The sequence below is a fragment of the Bradyrhizobium sp. P3_C3 genome, assembly GCF_056402655.1.
Genome location: NZ_JBFUGY010000012.1, coordinates 179,890 through 199,044 on the forward strand (window position 1 = coordinate 179,890; position 19,155 = coordinate 199,044).

18 protein-coding genes and 1 tRNA gene are annotated in these 19,155 nt (G+C 62.0%); 7 read left to right on the plus strand and 12 right to left on the minus strand.

Features of this window, described 5'->3' with window-relative positions:
* Positions 1–130 precede the first annotated feature (130 nt).
* Positions 131–355 carry a hypothetical protein gene (locus AC1DW2_RS16165; protein WP_247310275.1) on the plus strand — a complete coding sequence of 75 codons (225 nt, stop codon included), beginning with the start codon at positions 131–133 and terminating at the stop codon, positions 353–355.
* Positions 356–413: 58 nt separating this feature from the next.
* On the opposite strand, the gene AC1DW2_RS16170 is transcribed toward AC1DW2_RS16165, so the two are convergent.
* The 7 genes from AC1DW2_RS16170 to AC1DW2_RS16200 all read right to left on the minus strand — a co-directional run bounded on the left by AC1DW2_RS16170 (position 414) and on the right by AC1DW2_RS16200 (position 9,583).
* A complete protein-coding gene (locus tag AC1DW2_RS16170) occupies positions 414–605 on the minus strand; it encodes a hypothetical protein (RefSeq protein ID WP_028153368.1) in 192 nt (63 codons plus the stop codon).
* Between the two features lie 119 nt (positions 606–724).
* Entirely contained in the window at positions 725–1,372 is a 648-nt protein-coding gene (locus AC1DW2_RS16175; protein WP_477006563.1) for a DJ-1/PfpI family protein, read from the minus strand.
* 31 nt (positions 1,373–1,403) lie between these two features.
* Positions 1,404–3,611 carry a multicopper oxidase family protein gene (locus AC1DW2_RS16180; protein WP_477006564.1) on the minus strand — a complete coding sequence of 736 codons (2,208 nt, stop codon included), beginning with the start codon at positions 3,609–3,611 and terminating at the stop codon, positions 1,404–1,406.
* Between the two features lie 10 nt (positions 3,612–3,621).
* Positions 3,622–4,596 carry an NAD(P)/FAD-dependent oxidoreductase gene (locus AC1DW2_RS16185; protein ID WP_477006565.1) on the minus strand — a complete coding sequence of 325 codons (975 nt, stop codon included), beginning with the start codon at positions 4,594–4,596 and terminating at the stop codon, positions 3,622–3,624.
* A 170-nt stretch (positions 4,597–4,766) separates the two neighbouring features.
* Positions 4,767–5,183, minus strand: a complete 417-nt coding sequence (locus tag AC1DW2_RS16190; protein WP_071913888.1) for a hypothetical protein — start codon at positions 5,181–5,183, stop codon at positions 4,767–4,769.
* Positions 5,180–7,459 carry a LodA/GoxA family CTQ-dependent oxidase gene (locus AC1DW2_RS16195; RefSeq protein WP_477006566.1) on the minus strand — a complete coding sequence of 760 codons (2,280 nt, stop codon included), beginning with the start codon at positions 7,457–7,459 and terminating at the stop codon, positions 5,180–5,182. The genes AC1DW2_RS16190 and AC1DW2_RS16195 overlap by 4 nt, the downstream gene beginning before the upstream one ends.
* A gap of 18 nt (positions 7,460–7,477) precedes the next feature.
* Positions 7,478–9,583, minus strand: a complete 2,106-nt coding sequence (locus tag AC1DW2_RS16200; protein ID WP_477006567.1) for a tyrosinase family protein — start codon at positions 9,581–9,583, stop codon at positions 7,478–7,480.
* Positions 9,584–10,042: 459 nt separating this feature from the next.
* Here AC1DW2_RS16200 and AC1DW2_RS16205 point away from each other — a divergent pair.
* From AC1DW2_RS16205 to AC1DW2_RS16215, 3 genes are all read left to right on the plus strand, one after another.
* A tRNA-Ser gene (locus AC1DW2_RS16205) sits at positions 10,043–10,132 on the plus strand.
* A gap of 161 nt (positions 10,133–10,293) precedes the next feature.
* Positions 10,294–11,523, plus strand: coding sequence for a tyrosine-type recombinase/integrase (locus AC1DW2_RS16210; protein WP_477006568.1), 1,230 nt, complete (start codon positions 10,294–10,296; stop codon positions 11,521–11,523).
* A 645-nt stretch (positions 11,524–12,168) separates the two neighbouring features.
* Positions 12,169–12,333 carry a hypothetical protein gene (locus AC1DW2_RS16215; RefSeq protein ID WP_477006569.1) on the plus strand — a complete coding sequence of 55 codons (165 nt, stop codon included), beginning with the start codon at positions 12,169–12,171 and terminating at the stop codon, positions 12,331–12,333.
* 979 nt (positions 12,334–13,312) lie between these two features.
* On the opposite strand, the gene AC1DW2_RS16220 is transcribed toward AC1DW2_RS16215, so the two are convergent.
* Positions 13,313–13,525 (minus strand): hypothetical protein, encoded by a 213-nt coding sequence (locus AC1DW2_RS16220; protein ID WP_157789139.1) that lies wholly within the window; start codon positions 13,523–13,525, stop codon positions 13,313–13,315.
* Positions 13,526–13,741: 216 nt separating this feature from the next.
* Between AC1DW2_RS16220 and AC1DW2_RS16225 the strand changes: the two genes are divergently transcribed.
* The gene (locus AC1DW2_RS16225) at positions 13,742–13,897 is read left to right on the plus strand and encodes a hypothetical protein (protein ID WP_166341775.1); all 156 of its coding nucleotides are present in this window, start codon (positions 13,742–13,744) and stop codon (positions 13,895–13,897) included.
* A gap of 928 nt (positions 13,898–14,825) precedes the next feature.
* Here the strand turns inward: AC1DW2_RS16225 and AC1DW2_RS16230 are convergent.
* Both AC1DW2_RS16230 and AC1DW2_RS16235 read right to left on the minus strand, forming a co-directional pair.
* On the minus strand, positions 14,826–15,062 hold the full coding sequence (locus tag AC1DW2_RS16230; protein WP_477006570.1) for a hypothetical protein: 237 nt from the start codon (positions 15,060–15,062) through the stop codon (positions 14,826–14,828).
* A gap of 374 nt (positions 15,063–15,436) precedes the next feature.
* Positions 15,437–15,562 carry a hypothetical protein gene (locus AC1DW2_RS16235; RefSeq protein ID WP_477006571.1) on the minus strand — a complete coding sequence of 42 codons (126 nt, stop codon included), beginning with the start codon at positions 15,560–15,562 and terminating at the stop codon, positions 15,437–15,439.
* Positions 15,563–16,735: 1,173 nt separating this feature from the next.
* Between AC1DW2_RS16235 and AC1DW2_RS16240 the strand changes: the two genes are divergently transcribed.
* A complete protein-coding gene (locus AC1DW2_RS16240; protein WP_038957275.1) occupies positions 16,736–16,924 on the plus strand; it encodes a hypothetical protein in 189 nt (62 codons plus the stop codon).
* Positions 16,925–17,600: 676 nt separating this feature from the next.
* On the opposite strand, the gene AC1DW2_RS16245 is transcribed toward AC1DW2_RS16240, so the two are convergent.
* Positions 17,601–17,810, minus strand: a complete 210-nt coding sequence (locus AC1DW2_RS16245; protein ID WP_477006572.1) for a hypothetical protein — start codon at positions 17,808–17,810, stop codon at positions 17,601–17,603.
* Between the two features lie 757 nt (positions 17,811–18,567).
* Here AC1DW2_RS16245 and AC1DW2_RS16250 point away from each other — a divergent pair.
* Positions 18,568–18,777 carry a hypothetical protein gene (locus AC1DW2_RS16250; protein ID WP_477006576.1) on the plus strand — a complete coding sequence of 70 codons (210 nt, stop codon included), beginning with the start codon at positions 18,568–18,570 and terminating at the stop codon, positions 18,775–18,777.
* A 13-nt stretch (positions 18,778–18,790) separates the two neighbouring features.
* Here AC1DW2_RS16250 and AC1DW2_RS16255 read toward each other — a convergent pair.
* On the minus strand, positions 18,791–19,155 hold a 365-nt coding region (locus AC1DW2_RS16255; RefSeq protein WP_477006573.1), incomplete at its 5' end, for a winged helix-turn-helix domain-containing protein.

Sequence of the window (19,155 nt, forward strand, 5' to 3'; positions counted from 1 at the left end):
TGCACCGCAGCCCGGGCGTGGGCACGGCACGCACCAGCGCCGCGCCAGCCAAATCGGCTAGGCAGAGATGTTTACCGTTCGTTAAGCAGACTCGGCGCCGGATGGGCCGGGGGACATCGAGAGCTGGCGCATGAACAAAGAGCTGCGGGAGTTTCGACGGCTTGAACGGGTCTGCCTCGAGCAGGCCGCCCTCTCCACCATGGACCTCGCGCGAAGCGGGCTGCTCAAGGTCGCCGACGATTGTCGCATCGCGGCCGAAGCGATCGAGGCGCAAGCGCCCCGCGGCGCGTTCGCCGGCGCCGTCCAGGCGCTCAAGCTGGCTTTGAGCGCAAAGGCGATGTCCAACCGCCATTAGCTGCCGGTCGCCAGTTGGGAGATCGCCTCAGAAGATTGCGGGCGACGACCGCGTTCGGTCAGCCCTTCGCCTCGGCCGCTTCGCGCGCGAGCCGCTCGGCCCTCAGCCGTTCCTTATTGGCGTAAAACGCCTTCTGGGCCTCTTCGTGATCGCGCATGGCCTTTTCGGCCTCGATCCGGCGTGCGGCATCACGAGCCTGGCGCTGCTCAGGGGTCAAGGGTTTGCGTCGGAAGGAAAGGTCTTCGGTCATGCGGAGACAACGCGCGAGCAGCGAAACGGTTCCACGAGTTGAACCAGGCAGGCCGGCGCGGTCGATTGAAGTCTCAACATATCAGATAGTTAGATAACGCACTCGTCGCTCGGCCGGACCTATTGCGACGCCCCCGGTGGCTTGACGCCTGGGAGAGGGCACTGCGGTGCCGCGGGAATCGCGCTGCGGACGGGCGGGTCCGGATAGTATTGGGTGTTCTGCTGAACCTCACGCGCCAGCTCCGTGCCTCCGAGCAGCGTGATCAACATCAGGGCCTCGTCGAGGCCCGCGGATATTCCGGCTCCGGTCAGGCGATTGCGATCCAGCACGAAACGCGGATGTCCGTCGGCAACCTTCACCTTCGGGAACAGCGTCGGGAAGCATTCCAGGAAAGCCCAGTGCGTCGTCGCCCAGTGGTCGTCGAGAAGGCCCGATGCCGCGAACAGCATTGCTCCCTCGCAGACCGAGCACATGTACTTCGCACCGGCGGCCTGCCTGGTCAGAAACTGGACGTAGGTCCGGTGCGGATCGTTGATGATCTCGGTGAGCGCGTCTGGATCGCCGCCGGGAATCCAGACGGCATCATACTGGGTGCATTCCGCGAAGGATTTTGCGACCTCGAACGGAAATCCCCGGTTGCGAAACCGTTTCATTCCCGGCTTTGCCGCGACGACCTCGACGTCGAAGTCCGCCCAGTCGAACATTTCGAAGGGACCGGCGACGTCGAGCATGTCGACGCCGTCGTAGACGGGGATGCCGATCTTCATCGCGCGTAATCCTCCCTGCTTCCTGTGACGATCAATGTTTGTGGCCTACGGGCGTCGCCGCGGGTGTCGCCGTCGGCTGCTTGGCATGGCGCATCCCCGCCATCCCGAGGCCGCCGCCCGGCGCGTTGAGGTCGGGAACGATCGCGATGTTGGCCATCATGCCCGCGTCCTCGTGGTCCAGGATGTGGCAATGCAGGACATACTCGCCGATGTAGCGGTCGTACCGCGTCCTGACGCGGATCTGATAGTTGTTCTCGACGATGATCGTGTCGCGGAATGTGTGCCACATGCCGCAATACTGGTTGGCCAGTTGCTGCTTGTCGGCATACACGATGTCAGGTTTGCAGGTGCCGTCGGGATTGTAGATCGAGATCTGCTGACCGTTGGTGTTGGTGGTGGTGACGTCGATCACCTGGAACGGATTGACGTGGATATGGAAGATGTGCGGCTCGCCTTGCGCGGACAGCAGCCAATCGTCCGTGGTGTTGACCTCGCGCGTGAAGTTCACCACGTCGGGATCGTACGAGGCGTTGTTGACCGTGAAGGCCGGGAAGTTGATCGCGAAGGCCGCCTGCTGCTGCTGGCTGCCCGCAGCCGGCGGCGCAAGGTTTTCGAATGGCGCCCACGGTCGCAGATCGCCGTCACGCAGCCCGGTGCGAACGGCGTCCGGCAGCGTCGGATTGGCATCGTAGAGCGCCTTGCCGACATAGGCCCGCAGGTCGCCGGTCACGGGCTGCCCTCCGCGCACATGGATGTAGGCCAGCAATTGCGGCGTCGTCGGCCCCTGCCCGCCGCCATTGCCGTTGGACACGCGCTCAGCCGTCGGCGCCGCCTGGTTGAGCAGGCAATAGTCCCCGTCCGTGGGGAATACGACGAGGACGTCGCTCCGATAGCCGGGCTGCATGTAGTTCGATTCGAGCACGCCGCCGACCTGCGAGGCGTGCACGGTGCGCAATTTGGTCCGGGTCAGACCGTCGGATGCGATCTCGAACTGCGGGATCAGTGTGCCCGTCGAGGCGTTGCAGGCGGCCAGAAGATCGGCCTTCTGCTGTTGGCGGTTGCCGCTCAGCGCTGAGGTCGCGATCAGGTTCGTTGTGCCGACCGGCGTGGCGCGCACGAGCTGAATGTTAATCGTGTCATGAATGCCGGCATGCACGAAGCGCCAGCGCTGGATCTCGCCCGCCGGCACGGTGAGCGTCGGCTGCACGATGCCATTGACGCTGGTGAAGCGGCCATTGGTGTCCCAGATCGACGATGAGTCCAGTTGCAAGCCAAAGTTCTCGACGACGCCGGGGCTTACCGGATTGCCTGACGTCGCCAGCGGGCACGTCCACGGCGCGTTGGCGATATTTGCCGGACTGTTGGCGTTGTAGAGTCCCTGCGTGGTGTAGATCTGCTGCCACGGGCCGCCGGGCTGGTTCGGCTGGTTGGCGAAGCAGGCATAGGCGATCTGCTGAAACAGGAAGAGCTGCTCCTTGAACGGGGCACCGTTGACGTCATGCAGGACCGTGTCGATATCGGCAATCGGCTTCGGGTTCTGCGGCGACGGTGGCGTATAGGGACGCTCGCCCTTGACGACCAGCACGCCCGAGGCGCCGCTCGCCACCTGCACTGCCGTCGAGCCATGACGGTGGGCGTGATACCAGAACGTCCCCGCCGGATGGTCGTTGGGGATGTTGATCTCATACGGAAACTTCGTCTGCGGGGCGATGTTGAGCAGCACGTTGTCGCTGTTGCCGGCAGGCGAAACGTGCAGGCCGTGCGTGTGCAGGTTGGTGGTGTTGAAGCACCCGACCAACGCCGGCAAGCCCAGCCCCTCCGGAGGATTGGGCAAACAGCTAGGGTCGTCCTTCGCGAGCTGGTTGATCAGGTCGACGCGCAGCGTATCGCCGGGCTTGACGAAGATCGCCGGGCCCGACTTGCAGCCGCCATAGGAGCGCAGCTCGACGGGGTCGAGGCCATCCGGTTGCGGATCGGTCGGATCCGGGTTGTTGATGAAGAAGCGGCCGCGCACGAAGTTGAGCACCACCGAGACGATCGAGCCGCTGCGCGAGATCGATCCTTGCGGCCGGCAGCCGCCAACGGCCGGCGCCACGCCGGCCTCCAGGGCCACGACATTGCCCTGTCCGGGCAGCGTCGGCGGCGGTTCGAAAGCACGGGGAACCGGCGCCGCGAATGCTGGAAGGCTCGGTCCCAGCGCGGCGATGACAAGACCAATTCGCGCGAAGCTCTTCATCATGTTGTCCGCCCTACTGTTCCAGAAGACTGCTCGAAGGATTGGGTGAAGGCGCGTCGGCATGCCGGCGCCGCCAGAACGGGCGCTCGGACCAGCGCGAAACACTGCCGTAGTGTTCGCTCAGCGTCGTCGCGTAGGCCGCGGCCTCGCGCGCGACCCACGCGCTGTAGCGATCGAGAGCGGCCGCATCACCGCGCGCGAGGCAATCGCAGGCGGCATAGGCGGCGAACACGCCCGAGCGCATGGCCTTGACCACGCCATGACCCGAGATCGGATCAAAAGCGCTTGCGGCATCGCCTGCACAGAGGAAATGGAAGCCGGCAGTCGTTGCGGCGTACCGGCTGCCCGCAGGGATCAGGCGGGGGTGATCGAGCTGAATGATCTTGCTCGCGAGCGCCGAGACGAATTGCGTCCTTGCGAGAGCTCTGCGCCAGCCGACCGGCGTGTTCAGCCTGAGGCCACGCGCGAGATCGGCATCGGTCATGCACGCAAAGGCGCGCCTGCCCTGGTCGAGTGCCATCGTGTACCACCAGCCGTCTTCAAAGGCCTCGACGAGCAGTTCCGGTGCGGCCGGTCCCGATGTCGTCGCCTCGGCATAGGCCGCAATCAGGCGGTCCTGCGCTTTCGCCCGCGAACCCTGGCGGTCGGCGAGTGCGCGGGCGCGGCCCGTCGCATCGATGATCAGCCGGGCCGAATGGCTGTTGCCGTCGTCGCAAACGACCGACCAGCCGTCCGCTTCGCGCGCGAGATGACAGACCTTCGCATCGACGCGCTCGGCCGCGCGGCAACCCTCCGCCGTCAGCCAGCCATCGAACGCCATTCGATCAACGCGCCATGACGGCCCGCGCGCTTCCAGCAGCAATTCGCTCGACGTCAGGCCGGCCTGGTCCCAGGAGGTGAGCGTGCGGTGCGACGGCGCAAAGCCCTGCGCCAGGAAAGTCGTCCACAGACCGAGCTGCTGCAGCACCGGCTGGACCAGCGGTGACAAGACCTCGCCTCGTCCTTCTCGTTCTTGGCCTCGTCCTTCGCCTCGCCCGCGCCGCTCGGACGGCGCGATCACGGCCACCCGAAGCTCCGGCGCGCACATCGCAAGCGCGCGGGAAGCGGCCGCTCCGGCTGGACCTGCGCCTGCAACGATGATCTCGAACGCGCCCAAGGTCAGTCGGCCCGGACTGCGTAGAACGACGCCACCACGCCGGCAGGCGCCACCGTGCCGGGCGAGCCGCCGCTGTGCGGGATGGTCCGGATCACCGAGCCGACGATGGCCGGACGCTGGTCGACGCCATTGGGCCAGGCTGGCACCAGCGAGCCCCAATAATCGTAGATCCATTCCTCGCCGCCGACGACGCCGGTGCCCTGGAAGCGCACCTGCATCGGCGATCCGTAGGCGCGCGATCCCTTCAGCGCGAGCGACCAGCCCGGGCCGCCGATCGTTCCGGTCAGCAGCTGCATCGGCCCGTCCGCGATCTCGATCGTGCCACGGCCGAATTCGAGATTGTTGAAGGCCGTGTTGACGTCGGGATCATTGAGCAGGCTGCGATAGGTCCAATGTCCGACGAATGGATTGTCGCTCATGATGCCTCGCTTTTGGGATCGGGCCGCGACCCGGTTGTTCGCTCGACGCTGATGTATTTGGGCCCTTGATAACTGTCGGCAGGCTTGACGGCCGGCTCGTAGGGATTGCGCACGATGAAACCGAGCAGCGACCACTCAGTGACCATCTTGAGGTCGCCGACCGGCGTTTGCGGGACGCCGCGGCTCCAAGTGGTCCAGACGTAATTGGGCTTTCCGTTCGAGACCGAGGCGATCTCGAACGACTGCAACGGCCGATGCGCCGGCCACCACAGCGTGGTCCAGGTCTTCTCGTCGCGCCGCAAGCGATCGTCATTGTCGCTGTCGGGCCACAGATTGTTCCAGTCGGCGTAGGTGATGTTGATCGGCTGCGTCGTGCACTCGTTGAAATCGGACTGCCAGGGCAGCCCCATATATTTGGTAAGGTCACCCGGCTGAAGACCGGTCTCGAAGTCGTTGTCCTGGCTGAGCGGCGAGTTGACGTTGAAGGTCGGGTCGGCAATCACGGTGCCGTGGTCCTGATTGGCCTGGGCGGCGCTCTGCAGGAAATCCGAGACGCTGCGATCGGCGTTGATGCGATACGGCGCCCAGTAGATCGAAGGGTTGCGCATCACCCAGCCGAGCTCGGCGCCTGGACAAAAGGCGCCGCCGAGCACGTTGCTGAGCACGCCGCGGTCGAGCTCGCGGCCGGTCTTCGGCGGTGTCTTCGGATAAGGCGCGAAGGGTGAATAGCCGTCGGGCAGCCAGCCCTCCTCCTTCTCGTTGATGAACCAGCCGCGTGCCCATTGGCCGAGGATGAAGAGCTGGTACTCGGTGAGATGAAGAAACTTCGACGGCGTCTCGTTGGTCAGCGGATTGTCGCCGCACAACAATGGCATCAGCGGCAGCGAATGGACGCGCGACGATGCCCGGTCCTGCACCTGGAACGAATTGGCCTCGCCCGTACGGCGCAACAAATCGAACAGGAAGCGGCGCATCGGTCCGTAGGGATCGTCGGCCTTGGAATAGTGGGTCGGACCTGCGACCGCCGCCACCGCCATGACTGTTTCGCCCTGACTGGCATCGCGCAACGGTGCATCCGACGGTGTCGCCGTCGCCGTCGGCCGCGTCGCGCGTTTCGGGGTCTTTGATAATTTGTCCGGATCGAACGTGCCGCGCTGCGCCTGATCGTGCGGGTAGTTCGATTGCTGAAGGATATCGTTCAGATACCTGAATTCATCCGGCCGGAACAGGATCGGCCAGATGTCGCGATAGAACCACGGCCGGTAGTTGCGATTCCAGGCAAGACGGCCGGCCTGCCAGTGACGCAGCGCCGCCTCGTCGCGGAACGGGATCTGCTGCGGATCGTCATAGGTGCCGAGCGTACCGTAGATGCCGGTGTCGGTGGCGAACTGGCGCACATAGAGATCGTACAGCACCTCGTCCATCGTGATCATGTCGAGGATCTCAGGGACGAAGCGCGGATAGCCGACCACGACCCAGGCCGGAAACTCGACGTCGATGTAGCGGGTCTGGCCGACCTGTTTCGAATACATGATCAGCCGCGCCATCACCGGCCCATCGGAGATGTCGTCGTACCAGCCGTCGGTGTTGGCATAGTCCTCGATCTTCGGACCGAAGCTGCCGTTGACGTCCATGCCCGAATTGCCGTGACCGCCGAGCACGACCAGGCGGCCCTTGTTGTCGGTCATCATCTCGCCGAGCGTGTCGATGTCGAACGGCTGGAGGCCCCTGGGCGGGAACGTGGTGGCATAGCCGCCGGGGCCGCCCGAGCGATCGAAATGCGCGCGCCGGTTGGTGGTCGCGTTCACGCTACGCGGGCCGGGATCGATGATGAGCAGGTCGCGGTCCTGGCCGGTGATGTCGGCGTTGCGGCGCGCACTGCCGGGCGCGTAGCCATGCTCGCCCTTAAGCTCGGTGAACGGGTACCAGGAGGCCTTCTTGTTGGCGACATAGACGCGCCACTGGATGTCGACGAGCACACCATGATTGCCGCCGCCCTCCACGGCATCGCCGAGCGCCAGCGGCCTACCTTCCGGGGACTCATCGTCATAGACAAAGATCTGGAAGCGCGCGGCCTGCCGCTTCACGCGGCCCTGCGCATCCTTGAAGGTCTTGACCGGAACAGGTGTGACCCCGTCGGGGCCGTGCAGGGGATTGCCGAAACTGTCGCAGGCGAGCGGCGTCGCCGCGGGCGTCTCCGGCGCGAGGTAGAATTCGCTGTCGCTGTTGCCCAGGCGCGCGATGCCGATGCCCGGATGGATTCGATACGTCGCCATGACTTCCCCGCCGCTTTCTCAATCCAGGAAACTGATCGACACGCCTTCCAGCTTCAGAAGCTCCCTCTCCTCCTGGTAGTCGCCGCCGATCACGACCAGCGTGATCTGCAGCGGGCCCTTCTTCTTGAGCGCCTGCCTGGCGGCGGCCGTGACGTCGATGCGATGGACGCGTGGCGTGTTGTGGCTGCGCCCGCGCTGGTCGAAGCGCCGCGGCTGCGGCGGCGGGATATCGCAATGGCCGGGACCGCCGTAGCAGGCCCCATGTCCGAAGATCGAGATGTAGCCGGCGTAGTGCGGATTGCCCTTGATCGGCGTCGAAGCGTCGGCCCCGGGTTCGTTCAGGAAGGCGCGCACGAAGCAGGAGCGCATCAATTGCGGCACCTGATGCAGGCGGATCTCCGCGCGTTTGAAGCTGCGCGCGGCCTGCGGCACGTTGATCGGCTGCGACACGAAGCGGCTGACCGGCGCCTCGAGTCCGACCGGCATGAAATGCGAGCTGCGGACGTATTCGTAGCCGAACGGCGCGATGTCGAGCGTGTCGCGGATGGTGTAGTTCCACGGCGACAGCACGGAATCGAGATCGGCCGGCAGCGCATTCGGATTGAGCTTCTGCCACTCCCACCAGATCCGATCGATATTGACGTGGATCGGCCAGAACACCGGGTCGTAGGAGGCCGTCAGGTTGCTGAACATGTCGCCGGAGCCCGGCTGCGAATAGAGATCCGGACGGGCATGGAAGCGGCGCCCGCCGACCTGTACGGCATCGTTGCGGCGCTTGGCGAGCGCGCGCAGACGTGTGGTCTCGGCGTCGGATTGCGACGCAGCCGCCGCGGTCGGGGCATCTTTGCAGACATAGGTCGCCTGCCCTGCATCCGGATTCTGCCCACCGGTCCAGATGTGCATGGTGTTGTGCGGATTCTGGTCGAGGAACCCGAACGCCGCGTCGTAGATGCTGCCGCCGCCAAAGTCGCGGAAATTGTTGAGGCTCAGGATCTGGGCGATGTCGTCGGCCGACGGGTAATGATAGTTGATCGCCTGGCTGATAGTCTGTCCCTTGGGATATTCGGCCGGATAGCGCAGCGGATACCAGAGCGAGTTCGACTGAAGCAGCGCGTCAATGAAGCGCTGGCGGTTGGCATTGTCAGGATCCGGCGTGACAGCCGCATAGCCGATCTTGCTGATGACGTAGCAGAAGAAGCCGTGCTGTGAGGTGAAGGTGACGCGGTCATGCGCGAGCGCCAGGATCGCCTTCTTCTGCGCCGCCGTCGGCGCCGGGTCGAGCGCCGCCAACAGCGTCTCGGCCGCTTCCTCGGTGAGATAGGCCTTCATCGAATTCGGAATGATGCGGCCCTTGTCCGGCTCCTCCGGCCGGTACTCCGGCATCGTGAAGTCCCAGTACGGGAGCATCAGCCCGGGCTCGAAGTCCTGAAGGTTCTGCTCGAACTCGTAGAGATAGGCACGGTGCCAGGGCAGGAAGCGCTCCCAGCCGTGCTGGCAATGGTTCTGGTGGATCAGTGCCTGGTTGTTGTAGTTGCGCCGGTCTTCCGGCCAGTGGTCGAGATCGTAAAGCCGGCGAAAGCCGCGGCGCAGGCGTTCGAGCTGCGGCTCGCTCATGCAGTCGATGTTCATGCGCCGCCGGGGCTCGCCGGCATCCGCGGCCGGTGAATAGCCGTCGGCAGCGACCGCAAATTCGGCGATCTCGCTCACCTTCACCGTCGCAGTCTTCGCCGGCTTGCCAGGCGCAAGCTCGACTGCGACGCTGGTCGCATCATCCGGGCAGCCGGCATCGATCCAGTCGGCAATGCGGTCGACGTCCGCGGGCGCGACGCGCTTGCCGCCCCATGGCAGCGCCGGAAACCGGCCGCCGTCGAACGGTGCGTCACCGCGCAATCCCCTGATCAATCCGGACGCGTCGCTGCGCGCATGCGGCGGGATGCAGCAGGCGTGGCCCTCCGGCGCTGGAGCAACCATCTTGATGCCGAAGATCTCGGCCGCCTCCAGCGCCTGTGCGCCCTTGTCCCAAAACCGTCCAGCGCCACCATAATCAGCGGTGCTGTCGCCGGCAGCTTCATCCAGGATCGCCTTCACGCGCGCATAAGCAACGGTCAATGCTTCGGTGTCCATTCCAGCCCCCGGACAGCAAGACGAAGAAGGCGGCCGGAGACTAAGCACAACTTTTGGGTGATGTCACGTAAACACGCACCTTCAACGTCGAAGCAGGCGCGAATATCTTTCCGGGTTGCGTGATCTATTTCATACAACCTTTATCAAAACGGCAGATCTGGCTATGCGTCGTGCGGATGAGGCGGATGCGAGCACGAGTGCGTTGCTCAAGCTCAGCGCCGACCATCGGTACGTATCCGGCGATCAAGCGCTGTGCGATTGAGCGCAGCGTGCATTCCAGTCGTCGCGGGACGAAGCCGAGCCACACCGTGAGCGAATCCGCGCCGAACGACTGCTCGACGAAGCCGAGCTTCGCCCTTCCCGGCCTGTTCCCCCATCGGACTTGGTTTTCCCCCGCAAGCGCCAACTTCGCGTTGCCTTGCGCGGTCGACTGCGTTAAGCGACAACCATTCTCTGTCCGGAAGGGTGGCCGAGTGGTTTAAGGCACCGGTCTTGAAAACCGGCGTGCCCGCAAGGGTACCGTGGGTTCGAATCCCACCCCTTCCGCCAGTATATTGTTCGCCACTGTTCGTGGTCGTTCGAACTCCACAGCAACTTCAGTGACTTACGCCGAATGACTGTACTTCGCAGTTCGTCGGTGTTCTTCCTAATCGGGTCACTGACCGTAGCTGAAGACCGTGGGTTCGGAGGACGATTTCCTTGGAGGAACAATGGCTGGACGGCTCAAACCACTCGACGTAGAGGGCCTCATAAAGCCCGGCAAATACGCCGATGGCGGCGGTCTGTATTTGATCGTTACAGGACCGACGTCGAGAAGCTGGTCGTATAGATATTGGAAAGACGGCAAAGAGCGGTGGCACGGTCTTGGCTCGTTGAAGGAGGTATCGCTAAAGAATGCGCGGCTTGCCCGAGATGCGGCCCGACTGCGTGTTAAAGGTGATCGCAGCACGGCCGGTATCGACATCGTTCAAGAACGGCGAAAAGAACGCGACGAGGCAAAAACCGTCGTGGCCAAGATGGTATTGCCAACCTTTGAAGAATGTGCGGAAGCCTACATTCGGGCGAACTGGTCGACCTGGAGTGAGAAGCATCGCGATCAATGGCCGTCCTCCCTCAAACGCTACGCCTATGCTACCATCGGCAAACTGACGATTCCGGAGATCAAGCCAAGCCACATCCACGATCTGCTGGAGCCAATCTGGGTGGAGAAGCGGGAGACTGCGAACCGCGTCCGTGGGCGAATTGAAACGATCATCGCAAAGAACGTCGATATCGATGATCCGGAATTCCGCAACCCAGCCGAACTGACGCGGCAGATGCGCGAGAAATTACCAAAACGCTCCAAGCGAGTCGTTCGGCATCATCCCGCTTTGGCCTATGGCGAAGCACCAGCATTTTTGAAGCTTCTAGCTGGCGCGCCAGGCAGAGCTGCTGCCATGTTGCGCTTTCTAATTTTTACGGCTTGCCGCACCAACGAGGCGGTCGAGGGGCGGTGGTCCGAGATCGATCGGCCAAATTCGACTTGGAAAATTCCGGGCGACCGAATGAAGATGGACCAGGACCATTACGTTCCATTGTCCGACCCCGCCCTGGCGGTTCTCGACGAGCTGCGCGATGGTCGACAAGGCGAACTGATCTTCGCCGGTCCTGATGGCGGAGCATTCTCAGAAAACGCAATGCTCGCAGTGCTTGATCGTCTCGGCTACGGACACGTGACCGTGCATGGTTTCCGGTCAACCTTCGCGACTTGGGCGGAGGAATGCACCGATTATCCGGACGGCGTACGCGAAGCCGCGCTGGCCCACAAATACAAGAGCGAGACCACCGCAGCCTATCAGCGAGGCCAAAAGTTGGAAAAGCGACGGGCTCTAATGAAGGATTGGGCCGCATTCCTCACCGGCAGCAGTGTGTTTCAGCTGCAAGACCGCAGGGTGGGATAACACCGGCTACCGAACGAAAGGCCCGCCGGTTCTCGCGGGCGGCCCCTTGTCGACGATCTCTACAACGAGGTCTTAAGGATGCGGGACCACATTCGACAGCTGGAAACTGGCGGCGAGCTACCCGCACCGCGCACATCACCGCCGCGCAGGCGGCCAACGAGACTCGCCGATGAAGCACGCCGACGAACGACCATACGCAAATCCGGAGGCAGCCGCGCGCAAGCTCGTCGAGATCGCAACGAGCGTCGAGGCCGTCCAGGACGGCAGAATCTATATCGAGAGGATCAACGCGCCCTTTTTTGTTCAAGCTGAAGGGCAGTGGCAGCGAGCTCGGCGCCGGGCTCAAACACGCGATCGAGCGCGGCTGGCTCCAGCTGCACGAGAGCGGGACTTACGTGCGCTTGCTAAGCTCGGGCGATGGCTTACTCACTCAATAGATCAGGTTAAAGAACAACCAGCCCGAGAGAAGCGCGCAGAAACCAATTCCCAGATAAGGCAATGCCAGGCGCATCGGTATTCCCTCCGAGACGCGACCGTCAGTCTTTCATGGCGGTCGGTCGGCGACAACGAACGCCAACTGAGGTGGCCTCACTCTTTGGCTTTGAACTCGCAAATCCTGCGGTTGAGTTGCCACAGCTCTACGTCATGACCATCTACAAACTGTTCGGCCTGTTCCTTTGCGGCCTCGTCGGCATCGCAGAGGAGGTCGATCCGCTGTTGAATGTGACCATCCGAGCCTATGAGGTAGGCGTGGTATCCGATCATTTCGGTGGAGCCAGACCCGGCGAGGTCAACCACTCGCTTATGTGAGCGCCGGTCTCGGCTTGCCGAGCTTTGCGGATCGCCTGCTCCCGCTCAATACCTGGCGGAAGCGATTTGGCCGCCTGACGGAGCCGCTGGGCTTGTTCGGCAAGGCGTTCTTCAAGGGATGTAGTTTGCTCGATGCGGCGTCGGTGCTGCATAGCGCCATCTCCTGTCCAAAGGTAAGGAGGCGGGAGCGCGTGATGGCGTTCTCATCACCGATAGATGCCGGGGGCTGCGCGGTGATGGGGCTAGTTTGGCATGTACGATACCGGACTTATGGTCGATTTTGATCACCTCGTAGAAGTTGCCGGAGATAAATCAACCACTCCCAAACTAAGCCACCCCCTCAACCCCGCCCGCTACTCAGTTGCCGCACGAAAAAACCCGCCACGGTTGCCCGTAATGGGTTTCTCGCTCGGGGCGAGGCACTACCCTGATAATCTTGAGGGTACGGTCTATGACTGCTGTCGATATCGTCGGCTGGGTTTTATTGGCAACGGTGGCACGCTGAGCACAAAGGCCGTTGGGTTGAGCGCCTGCATTGCCCCCGCGTTGCCTAAGGCGTCACCAGGGCAGCTTAGCGATTGCGTAAGCAGCAAACGCGACGAGCGCAATCCAAGCGAACGACACGCACCAGGACCAAACCGCACGATACGGGCCAAAGGCCCCCGTGGCACGGGTCACAGCGATAGAATCATCCATACCAACCCTAAAGCACTGAAGATCGACCGCAACAAAAGCGAACCGATAAGTTCGTTCCGCCCAATCCATAAGCGCCCCCTGCTTATGCAACCTGTAGTGATTTCCATAATCTGCTTGGTTATTGGGGAAAAGGAAGCAACTTTGACCTAATCGCATTTTTTTGGCAGACCGTGGATTTAAAAACGGCCCCGGCCAATGGGGTTTTTTGAGGTGTGGAGCAGTTGGCCCTGCCCTTGCGCGGTGTCGCCTGACGGCGCAACGCAGGTTAGCGAAAACAATCGAGTCAATGGTCCGGCGCTGCCTCGGCTGCTGAAGGTCGACGCTTTGGCATCGCGTGGTATCGCAAAGAGATACCGAGCTGATGCGCCTTGACAGCCAGCGACGAGACGCCTCGGTTCAATTCAGCGGCTATCTTTTCGCGGCGGTGATTCCCGGCCATCGCCTTGAGCTTCTCAAGGTCTTCTGAGGTCCATGGGTGGCGAACAGAATTGGCCATATACCGATCCTCCGAAACGAAAGATTTGGCCGGTAGCACAATTCCCGCTCGGACCAAAAGTTTCATTGGTGGAGGCCCGGGCCGTTGGAGTTACCTCGGCGGTAATGACGTCGCCTCGGTGGTCATAAGTTATAGGAAAACCGGCAACCAGTTCTGTGCGCTTGCACCAAGCGGCCGCCACTCAATGGGCCGTCGCAGCAAGCTGAAGAGAGACCAATGACACCAACGACCGTCTTCGTGTACGTCAATACCGCCAAGAAGGTTGGCGACGTCGAGTACATCAAGATTTTCGCAACGGTGGACGCCGCAGAGCGATGGTTGGAGGAGAACGACCCGGAAGGTGTCGTGTTCGAATACGATGTGATCGAGTGATCTGGCGCGGATAATCAGCGCCAGATCGTTGGTGGGTTCAGGGCCTTGCGACCTGCCGCCTTCCACGCATCGGTTGAGAGCCGTCAGGTGCCGCAGCATCGAGCAGCTTCGAGCCGATGCGGCAGCTGCGGGGGCTGCAAAAAGCTCCGGCTCCAGCCTTGGCAGAAGCTGGAGCCGTGCTGTCACCGAGCTTCCGATCCAGGGGATAGGCCAGAAGCGATTCGAAAATGCTCCATGCCCGCGAAGGTTCCTGAGTGGTTCTTAGCTGCTCGTTAAGTAAATACGAACAGTCTCGGTTTCGGGACGGGGCCGTGTTGGGAGAACGCGCGGTCTTGTGCTTGGGGCGAGGGCCCGCCAGCTCAGCCAGCCCCGGCGGGCCTTCCCTCACCTATGTTAAGCATCCAGCCGTTTGTGAAATAGATCATATTGCAAGCTGGAAGCGCCGCAGTAGAATCGTCTCGCCGGGGCTGGCTCCATATTTCACTTAGATCTTTTTACCCGGCCTTATTTGACCTTGCGCTAGGGCCGCAGCAGGAGACCGCTGCGGCCCTTTTCGTCGTGCTCAACACCTGCTTACGGATAACGCCTTGGTGAACGAAACCGTTTATTGCGTCACGCGAAGCGATCCCGAAACAGTCCGCGCCCAAATTCCCCTCGTTAACGAGGGGATTTCAAAATGATTACGCTGAAAGCAATTGCGGTCGCCCTTGGTGCCGGATTTACCTTCGCCATGTTTTCGGGCGACTTAGGCGCCGACGTAGTTCTCGCTATCGTCGCCTGTCTTTCTTAACGAGATGGCCCGGCGGGTGAACCGGCGGACCTCGTGCCTCTGCCTCAACCGCCGGCGGTGTGCCGGCGTCGACTTGTAGGCTAGCTGGCGGCTTTCCCACTCACGAGCGGCAGTAGCGCGCGCTCTCGACGAGCCAGTTCACGCCCTGCCGCCCGCCGGATATGCACGGGTGAACTCTCCTTGGCGCTTGATGCGGTCGTAACGAAACGTGCACCCATGCGCGCCGGCGAAGACTCCTGCCTCTGCAATCGCGAGGGCACGCGTGCCGCCGAACGCGCGCTCAATGTATGGGTCGCGAACTATCAGCCGCTCGTCCGTCGCCAGACCTTCCAAACCACTTGCTAGGCGAAGCAGGTAGTCCTCGCGCGTTTCCATGAAGGCCCGCCGTCCGCTAATAGATCATGTCGTACATGGGAGTCATGGCACGGCTCGCTTTCCAGCCCCCAATGCTCGCGGCTGCCGATCCAATTGCGGATTAGAGCGCCGGGAGTGCTAGGCCCGCCGACGTGAACCGGCGGGCCTTTTGCTGTCAGATGCCGGAGACCCCTGCCCGGCGATGTCGAGGCATATACTGAGCTTGAATTTCAGGCCTCGACCGCCCAGGCGGCGAGCAGAATGAGTGCCGCGATCGCCTGGCCCACCGGAGGAGTACCCCTAGAAATCCCAATCAATACAGACTTCGAGCCATAGTATCCTGACCAGGCAATGGTTGGGGGGCCTTCGTGCTCAGTGCCGGCGAGTATCGAGAGCTAGCGGAAGCGTGCCGCGCGAAAGCCGGGGCCCTTGGCCTTGACGCGAATAAGGCCACTGAACTGAGAAACATCGCCCGAAGCCTGAGCGCGCTCGCGAGCCAGCTCGAAATACTTGATCTCCACGACAAGGCCCCGCCGAAGCGGATGAGCGCGCCATGATCGAGCGGCTAATCCAGGCGGGCATTGTCACGGTAGGCGCCCTCAACGCCGGTCTAATGGTCTGGCTGATCCTTACGCTCTAAGCTGTAGTCATAAGTACGCAGTTTCAGAATGCTTATTGTCCTAAGGGGAGCCTTTACCCAAGTCGCGCCGGGGACGATACATGCGAGGCGAGCAGAGCCTTCATGGTAACGAATGTGGGGCTTCCAACTCGGTGACCTATTGGCGCTCTGAGGGCGCTCTGAGCAGGCTACTAGGGCGGCCGGATCAGGCCCGCGCCAGCTGAAGTCCGGTCTAACCGGGGCGCCCCTATTCGACTCCGCTCGTGCTGTTGGGCCTCCATGACGACAGCCAGCAGCCCGAGCACGCCAACTGCGATCAGCACCGCGACAGAAACCCGCTGGGAGCTTTGCCCATGCGTTCAAACATCCCGCGGTCAGACGACTGCCCTGGCGAAATAAGGCGTCGGCGGCCGGTTTCTGGCGATCTGTCGGGCAAGCTCGCAGCGACGTCTAGCGAGATCCGCAAGTTTCGCATCAAGGAGCTACGCGCGGCCGCTGATCGGCTTATTCGCCGTGCGGAGGCGCTCCGCGTGGAGGCAAAGCGATTACTCAAAATCGCCCGGCGCGAGGAAGCGAAGCTGGCGCGCGCCCCCCGGAGAAATCCCCAGAGCGCGGCGGCGCGCCGGCCTAAGGCTTTGCTGACTAGCGAATAATTTGTCCGCGCGTGAGCCCGCGGGCGCAGTCACAAACCTGTGGCACGCCCATTGCAAAATTAGATCTAACTGGGATTTCAGTGCTCAGTTTGAGAATGAGGCGCTGCCGGGACATGTATTTCGAGCCCGGCAGCGTTCTATTTTCGGACTAACGGGGCACCCGCCAGCAGAACGATCCTGAGGGCGTCGCGTTCAAGTATCAAGTATGATGTAATTGTCCCCAAGCTTGACCCGGTCGGTGAGCGGACGGCCGACTGAGGACGCTCGCTTTCGGAAACTACGGACGCATCACCAAAGTCATTGGCTGGATTTGTCCCGAAACCCGAAAGTGGGTCCGCCATCATTCTTCTTTTCCTACGGTGCTTCGCCAGCGCCCGCGTTAACTTCAGATTGAGCGGTAAGCTTCGCAAGGGAGTGCGCCAATGACTGAACCGATCGAAATCGAGCCGCTGATACTCTGTCCAACCTGCAAGGTGGAAATGCGCCTGTTCGGGATCGAAATGGAAAGTCCGCTCCGCGATCTATTCAGCTTTGAGTGCCCCAACTGCGGAAAGATCTTGGCGCGAAGCCTTCTGGTAGCGCTGCCCAGTGAGCCGAAAATTTCACACTGAGACCTACTATATTCGCAAGGGATGAAGTCCTGTATGCGAGCAATGAAGTGCTGTCCTGCCTGTAGCAAGATTCCTGAAGGTTCCTTCAAAATCTTCAGATGCAATGACTGCGGCAGCGTCTTCTGCGGCAGTTGTGGACGCTGGACCAGCCGGACGACCTTTGCCTGTCCAGCCGATGAGGACCACCATCGCGACACGGCGATAGGGTTCATCAAGAACAATTCAAACTGAGACACTACCATCGGATCTTCTCGATGATGGCCCGCTGGGTATGGATGTACTCTTAGATGATCTGCCGGGCCTTCTCCTCGCGCAGCGGCTCGGGAAGCTGGGGCTTTGAGGGCGGTTCGTTGTCGGACATGGGCAGACCGCCTCTCTTCTCGGTGCTGGCGGTGGAATACCGAAACACCACGGTCGATGCAAAGTGGCCCCGGCCCAGGGCTAGAGCCAGGGCCACCTTGGAGGAAGAACGCAGCGCGAGATGGCTTCGCAGGGCGTCCAGACAAAAAGCCGAGCACACCGCGAAAGGTCTCGCTGTTCAATATTGCTCAGGTTGCTCCAAAAAGGCCCGCCACTGCGAGCCGGCGGGCCATCGTCGCGGGACAAATCAAAATAGAAACCAGGCATCCGCTTAAAGCGACGTCTTGCTTATCCGGTTCCACGTTTTGCTAGCTAGCTAGTTTGATTTGACGGCGGGGATAACATCAATCACCCCCATATCCTCACCGCGGACGGTGACGGAACGTCCCGTCTCGCGCGCGATTTGCTGAGCCACCTTCCGGGCCGCATCTTCATCGGCTAATTCAAAAACAATTATGCTCCCACGTCCTGAGAACGATGAAGGATTCCTGACCTCGACGACGATGTGAGGCTGCTTTCGCGTCATTCCGGAGACGCCAGACTGGGAGATGAGAGCCACTGGTCGATGTGCGATGCCGACTCAAGCTGGCCGGCCTTGCGCAGAAGCCGTTCGCGCTCTGGGAAGGGTGGCAAGGCAGCCGTTTGCACGCGAAGGCGAGTGACCTCTTGCTCCAGACGTTCTTTGAGGGTCAAAATCTGTTTGAAACGCCGCCGCCGGGGCACGAGGCGCTCCTTTCCTGAGAGGAAGGCGGGAGCGCTAACCGGGCGTTCTCATCACAGATAAAAGCCACGGATCGTTCTGTGATATAGGGTAACTACTATCAGCGCGGCTTGGTTTCGCCTCCCAATTGTTAACTTCGGAATTAGGCAACATGGCCAGCGCCGACGAAGCACGTGCGGTCGCGGACAAGAAAGGGCCGCGGCTTTGTGTACAGCGGCCCTCACTTCCGGGTTTCAAAAATTTTCGAAATGAAATCTGCCAGCGTCCCCGGTTTTGCCAAGTTTTCCCGATTACGTCAGTTTCATCAATAACATTTGTAAGGCGTTCCGGTGGGGCGGCCTGGATAGGCAAGCCTGACTGGGAGGCACCGGGGTTGCGCACGGGCCACTACAGAAGTTTCCCGGTGGCAGGTCGGTAGTTGTTCGGGAAGAGGAACCAAAAGGGGCCCGAAATTTTGAGTCATCGCTTGCTCACCGGCAGAGCTGGCGGAGCGGCCCCGGCCTCCCTCATTGACTCCCCTGTCAGCCGGGGCCGTCTCTCCGCACTTGCATCGGAGTAGCGTATGCGTTCCTTGCCCTCGATCGTGCCGGCCGACCGCCTCGACCGCGACATCTATCTGGCACTTGAAGACTTCGGCGCGCGCGCCGGTTGCGCCTTGCGCGAGACGGATGAGGGTGACGCCGACCTTGAGGGCGTCCTGCAAAATCTCCTATCGCTAGAGCCATCCCGGTCCCGATGGAACGAGAACCGGCATGCTCTCAGTCTTTCGTGAAGGCGCGTGAGCCTCAGTCTTCCTTGAAGCGGTAGCCGACGCCGTAAAGTGTCTCGATCATCTCGAACTCGTTGTCGACCACCTTGAACTTCTTGCGCAGCCGCTTGATGTGGCTGTCGATGGTGCGGTCGTCGACATAGACCTGGTCGTCATAGGCGGCGTCCATCAGCGCGTTGCGACTCTTCACCACGCCGGGCCGGGTCGCCAGCGCCTGGAGGATCAGGAATTCGGTGACGGTCAGCGCCACCGGCTCGTTCTTCCAGGTGCAGGTGTGCCGTTCGGGGTCCATGCGCAGCAGGCCGCGGTCGAGCGCCTTGGCATTGTTCTCCTTCGGCGCGACGGTCGGGTCCTTCGGCGCCGAGCGGCGCAGCACGGCCT

Coding starts and splice junctions, on each gene's coding strand:
- AC1DW2_RS16215 (WP_477006569.1), top strand. CDS start 12,169: ATGACCATCTACAAACTGTTCGGCCTGTTCCTTTGCGGCCTCGTCGGC.
- AC1DW2_RS16190 (WP_071913888.1), bottom strand. CDS start 5,183: ATGAGCGACAATCCATTCGTCGGACATTGGACCTATCGCAGCCTGCTC.
- AC1DW2_RS16245 (WP_477006572.1), bottom strand. CDS start 17,810: ATGACGCGAAAGCAGCCTCACATCGTCGTCGAGGTCAGGAATCCTTCA.
- AC1DW2_RS16180 (WP_477006564.1), bottom strand. CDS start 3,611: ATGATGAAGAGCTTCGCGCGAATTGGTCTTGTCATCGCCGCGCTGGGA.
- AC1DW2_RS16225 (WP_166341775.1), top strand. CDS start 13,742: ATGACACCAACGACCGTCTTCGTGTACGTCAATACCGCCAAGAAGGTT.
- AC1DW2_RS16230 (WP_477006570.1), bottom strand. CDS start 15,062: ATGGAAACGCGCGAGGACTACCTGCTTCGCCTAGCAAGTGGTTTGGAA.
- AC1DW2_RS16250 (WP_477006576.1), top strand. CDS start 18,568: ATGCGTTCCTTGCCCTCGATCGTGCCGGCCGACCGCCTCGACCGCGAC.
- AC1DW2_RS16165 (WP_247310275.1), top strand. CDS start 131: ATGAACAAAGAGCTGCGGGAGTTTCGACGGCTTGAACGGGTCTGCCTC.
- AC1DW2_RS16200 (WP_477006567.1), bottom strand. CDS start 9,583: ATGGACACCGAAGCATTGACCGTTGCTTATGCGCGCGTGAAGGCGATC.
- AC1DW2_RS16240 (WP_038957275.1), top strand. CDS start 16,736: ATGACTGAACCGATCGAAATCGAGCCGCTGATACTCTGTCCAACCTGC.
- AC1DW2_RS16210 (WP_477006568.1), top strand. CDS start 10,294: ATGGCTGGACGGCTCAAACCACTCGACGTAGAGGGCCTCATAAAGCCC.
- AC1DW2_RS16170 (WP_028153368.1), bottom strand. CDS start 605: ATGACCGAAGACCTTTCCTTCCGACGCAAACCCTTGACCCCTGAGCAG.
- AC1DW2_RS16195 (WP_477006566.1), bottom strand. CDS start 7,459: ATGGCGACGTATCGAATCCATCCGGGCATCGGCATCGCGCGCCTGGGC.
- AC1DW2_RS16220 (WP_157789139.1), bottom strand. CDS start 13,525: ATGGCCAATTCTGTTCGCCACCCATGGACCTCAGAAGACCTTGAGAAG.
- AC1DW2_RS16175 (WP_477006563.1), bottom strand. CDS start 1,372: ATGAAGATCGGCATCCCCGTCTACGACGGCGTCGACATGCTCGACGTC.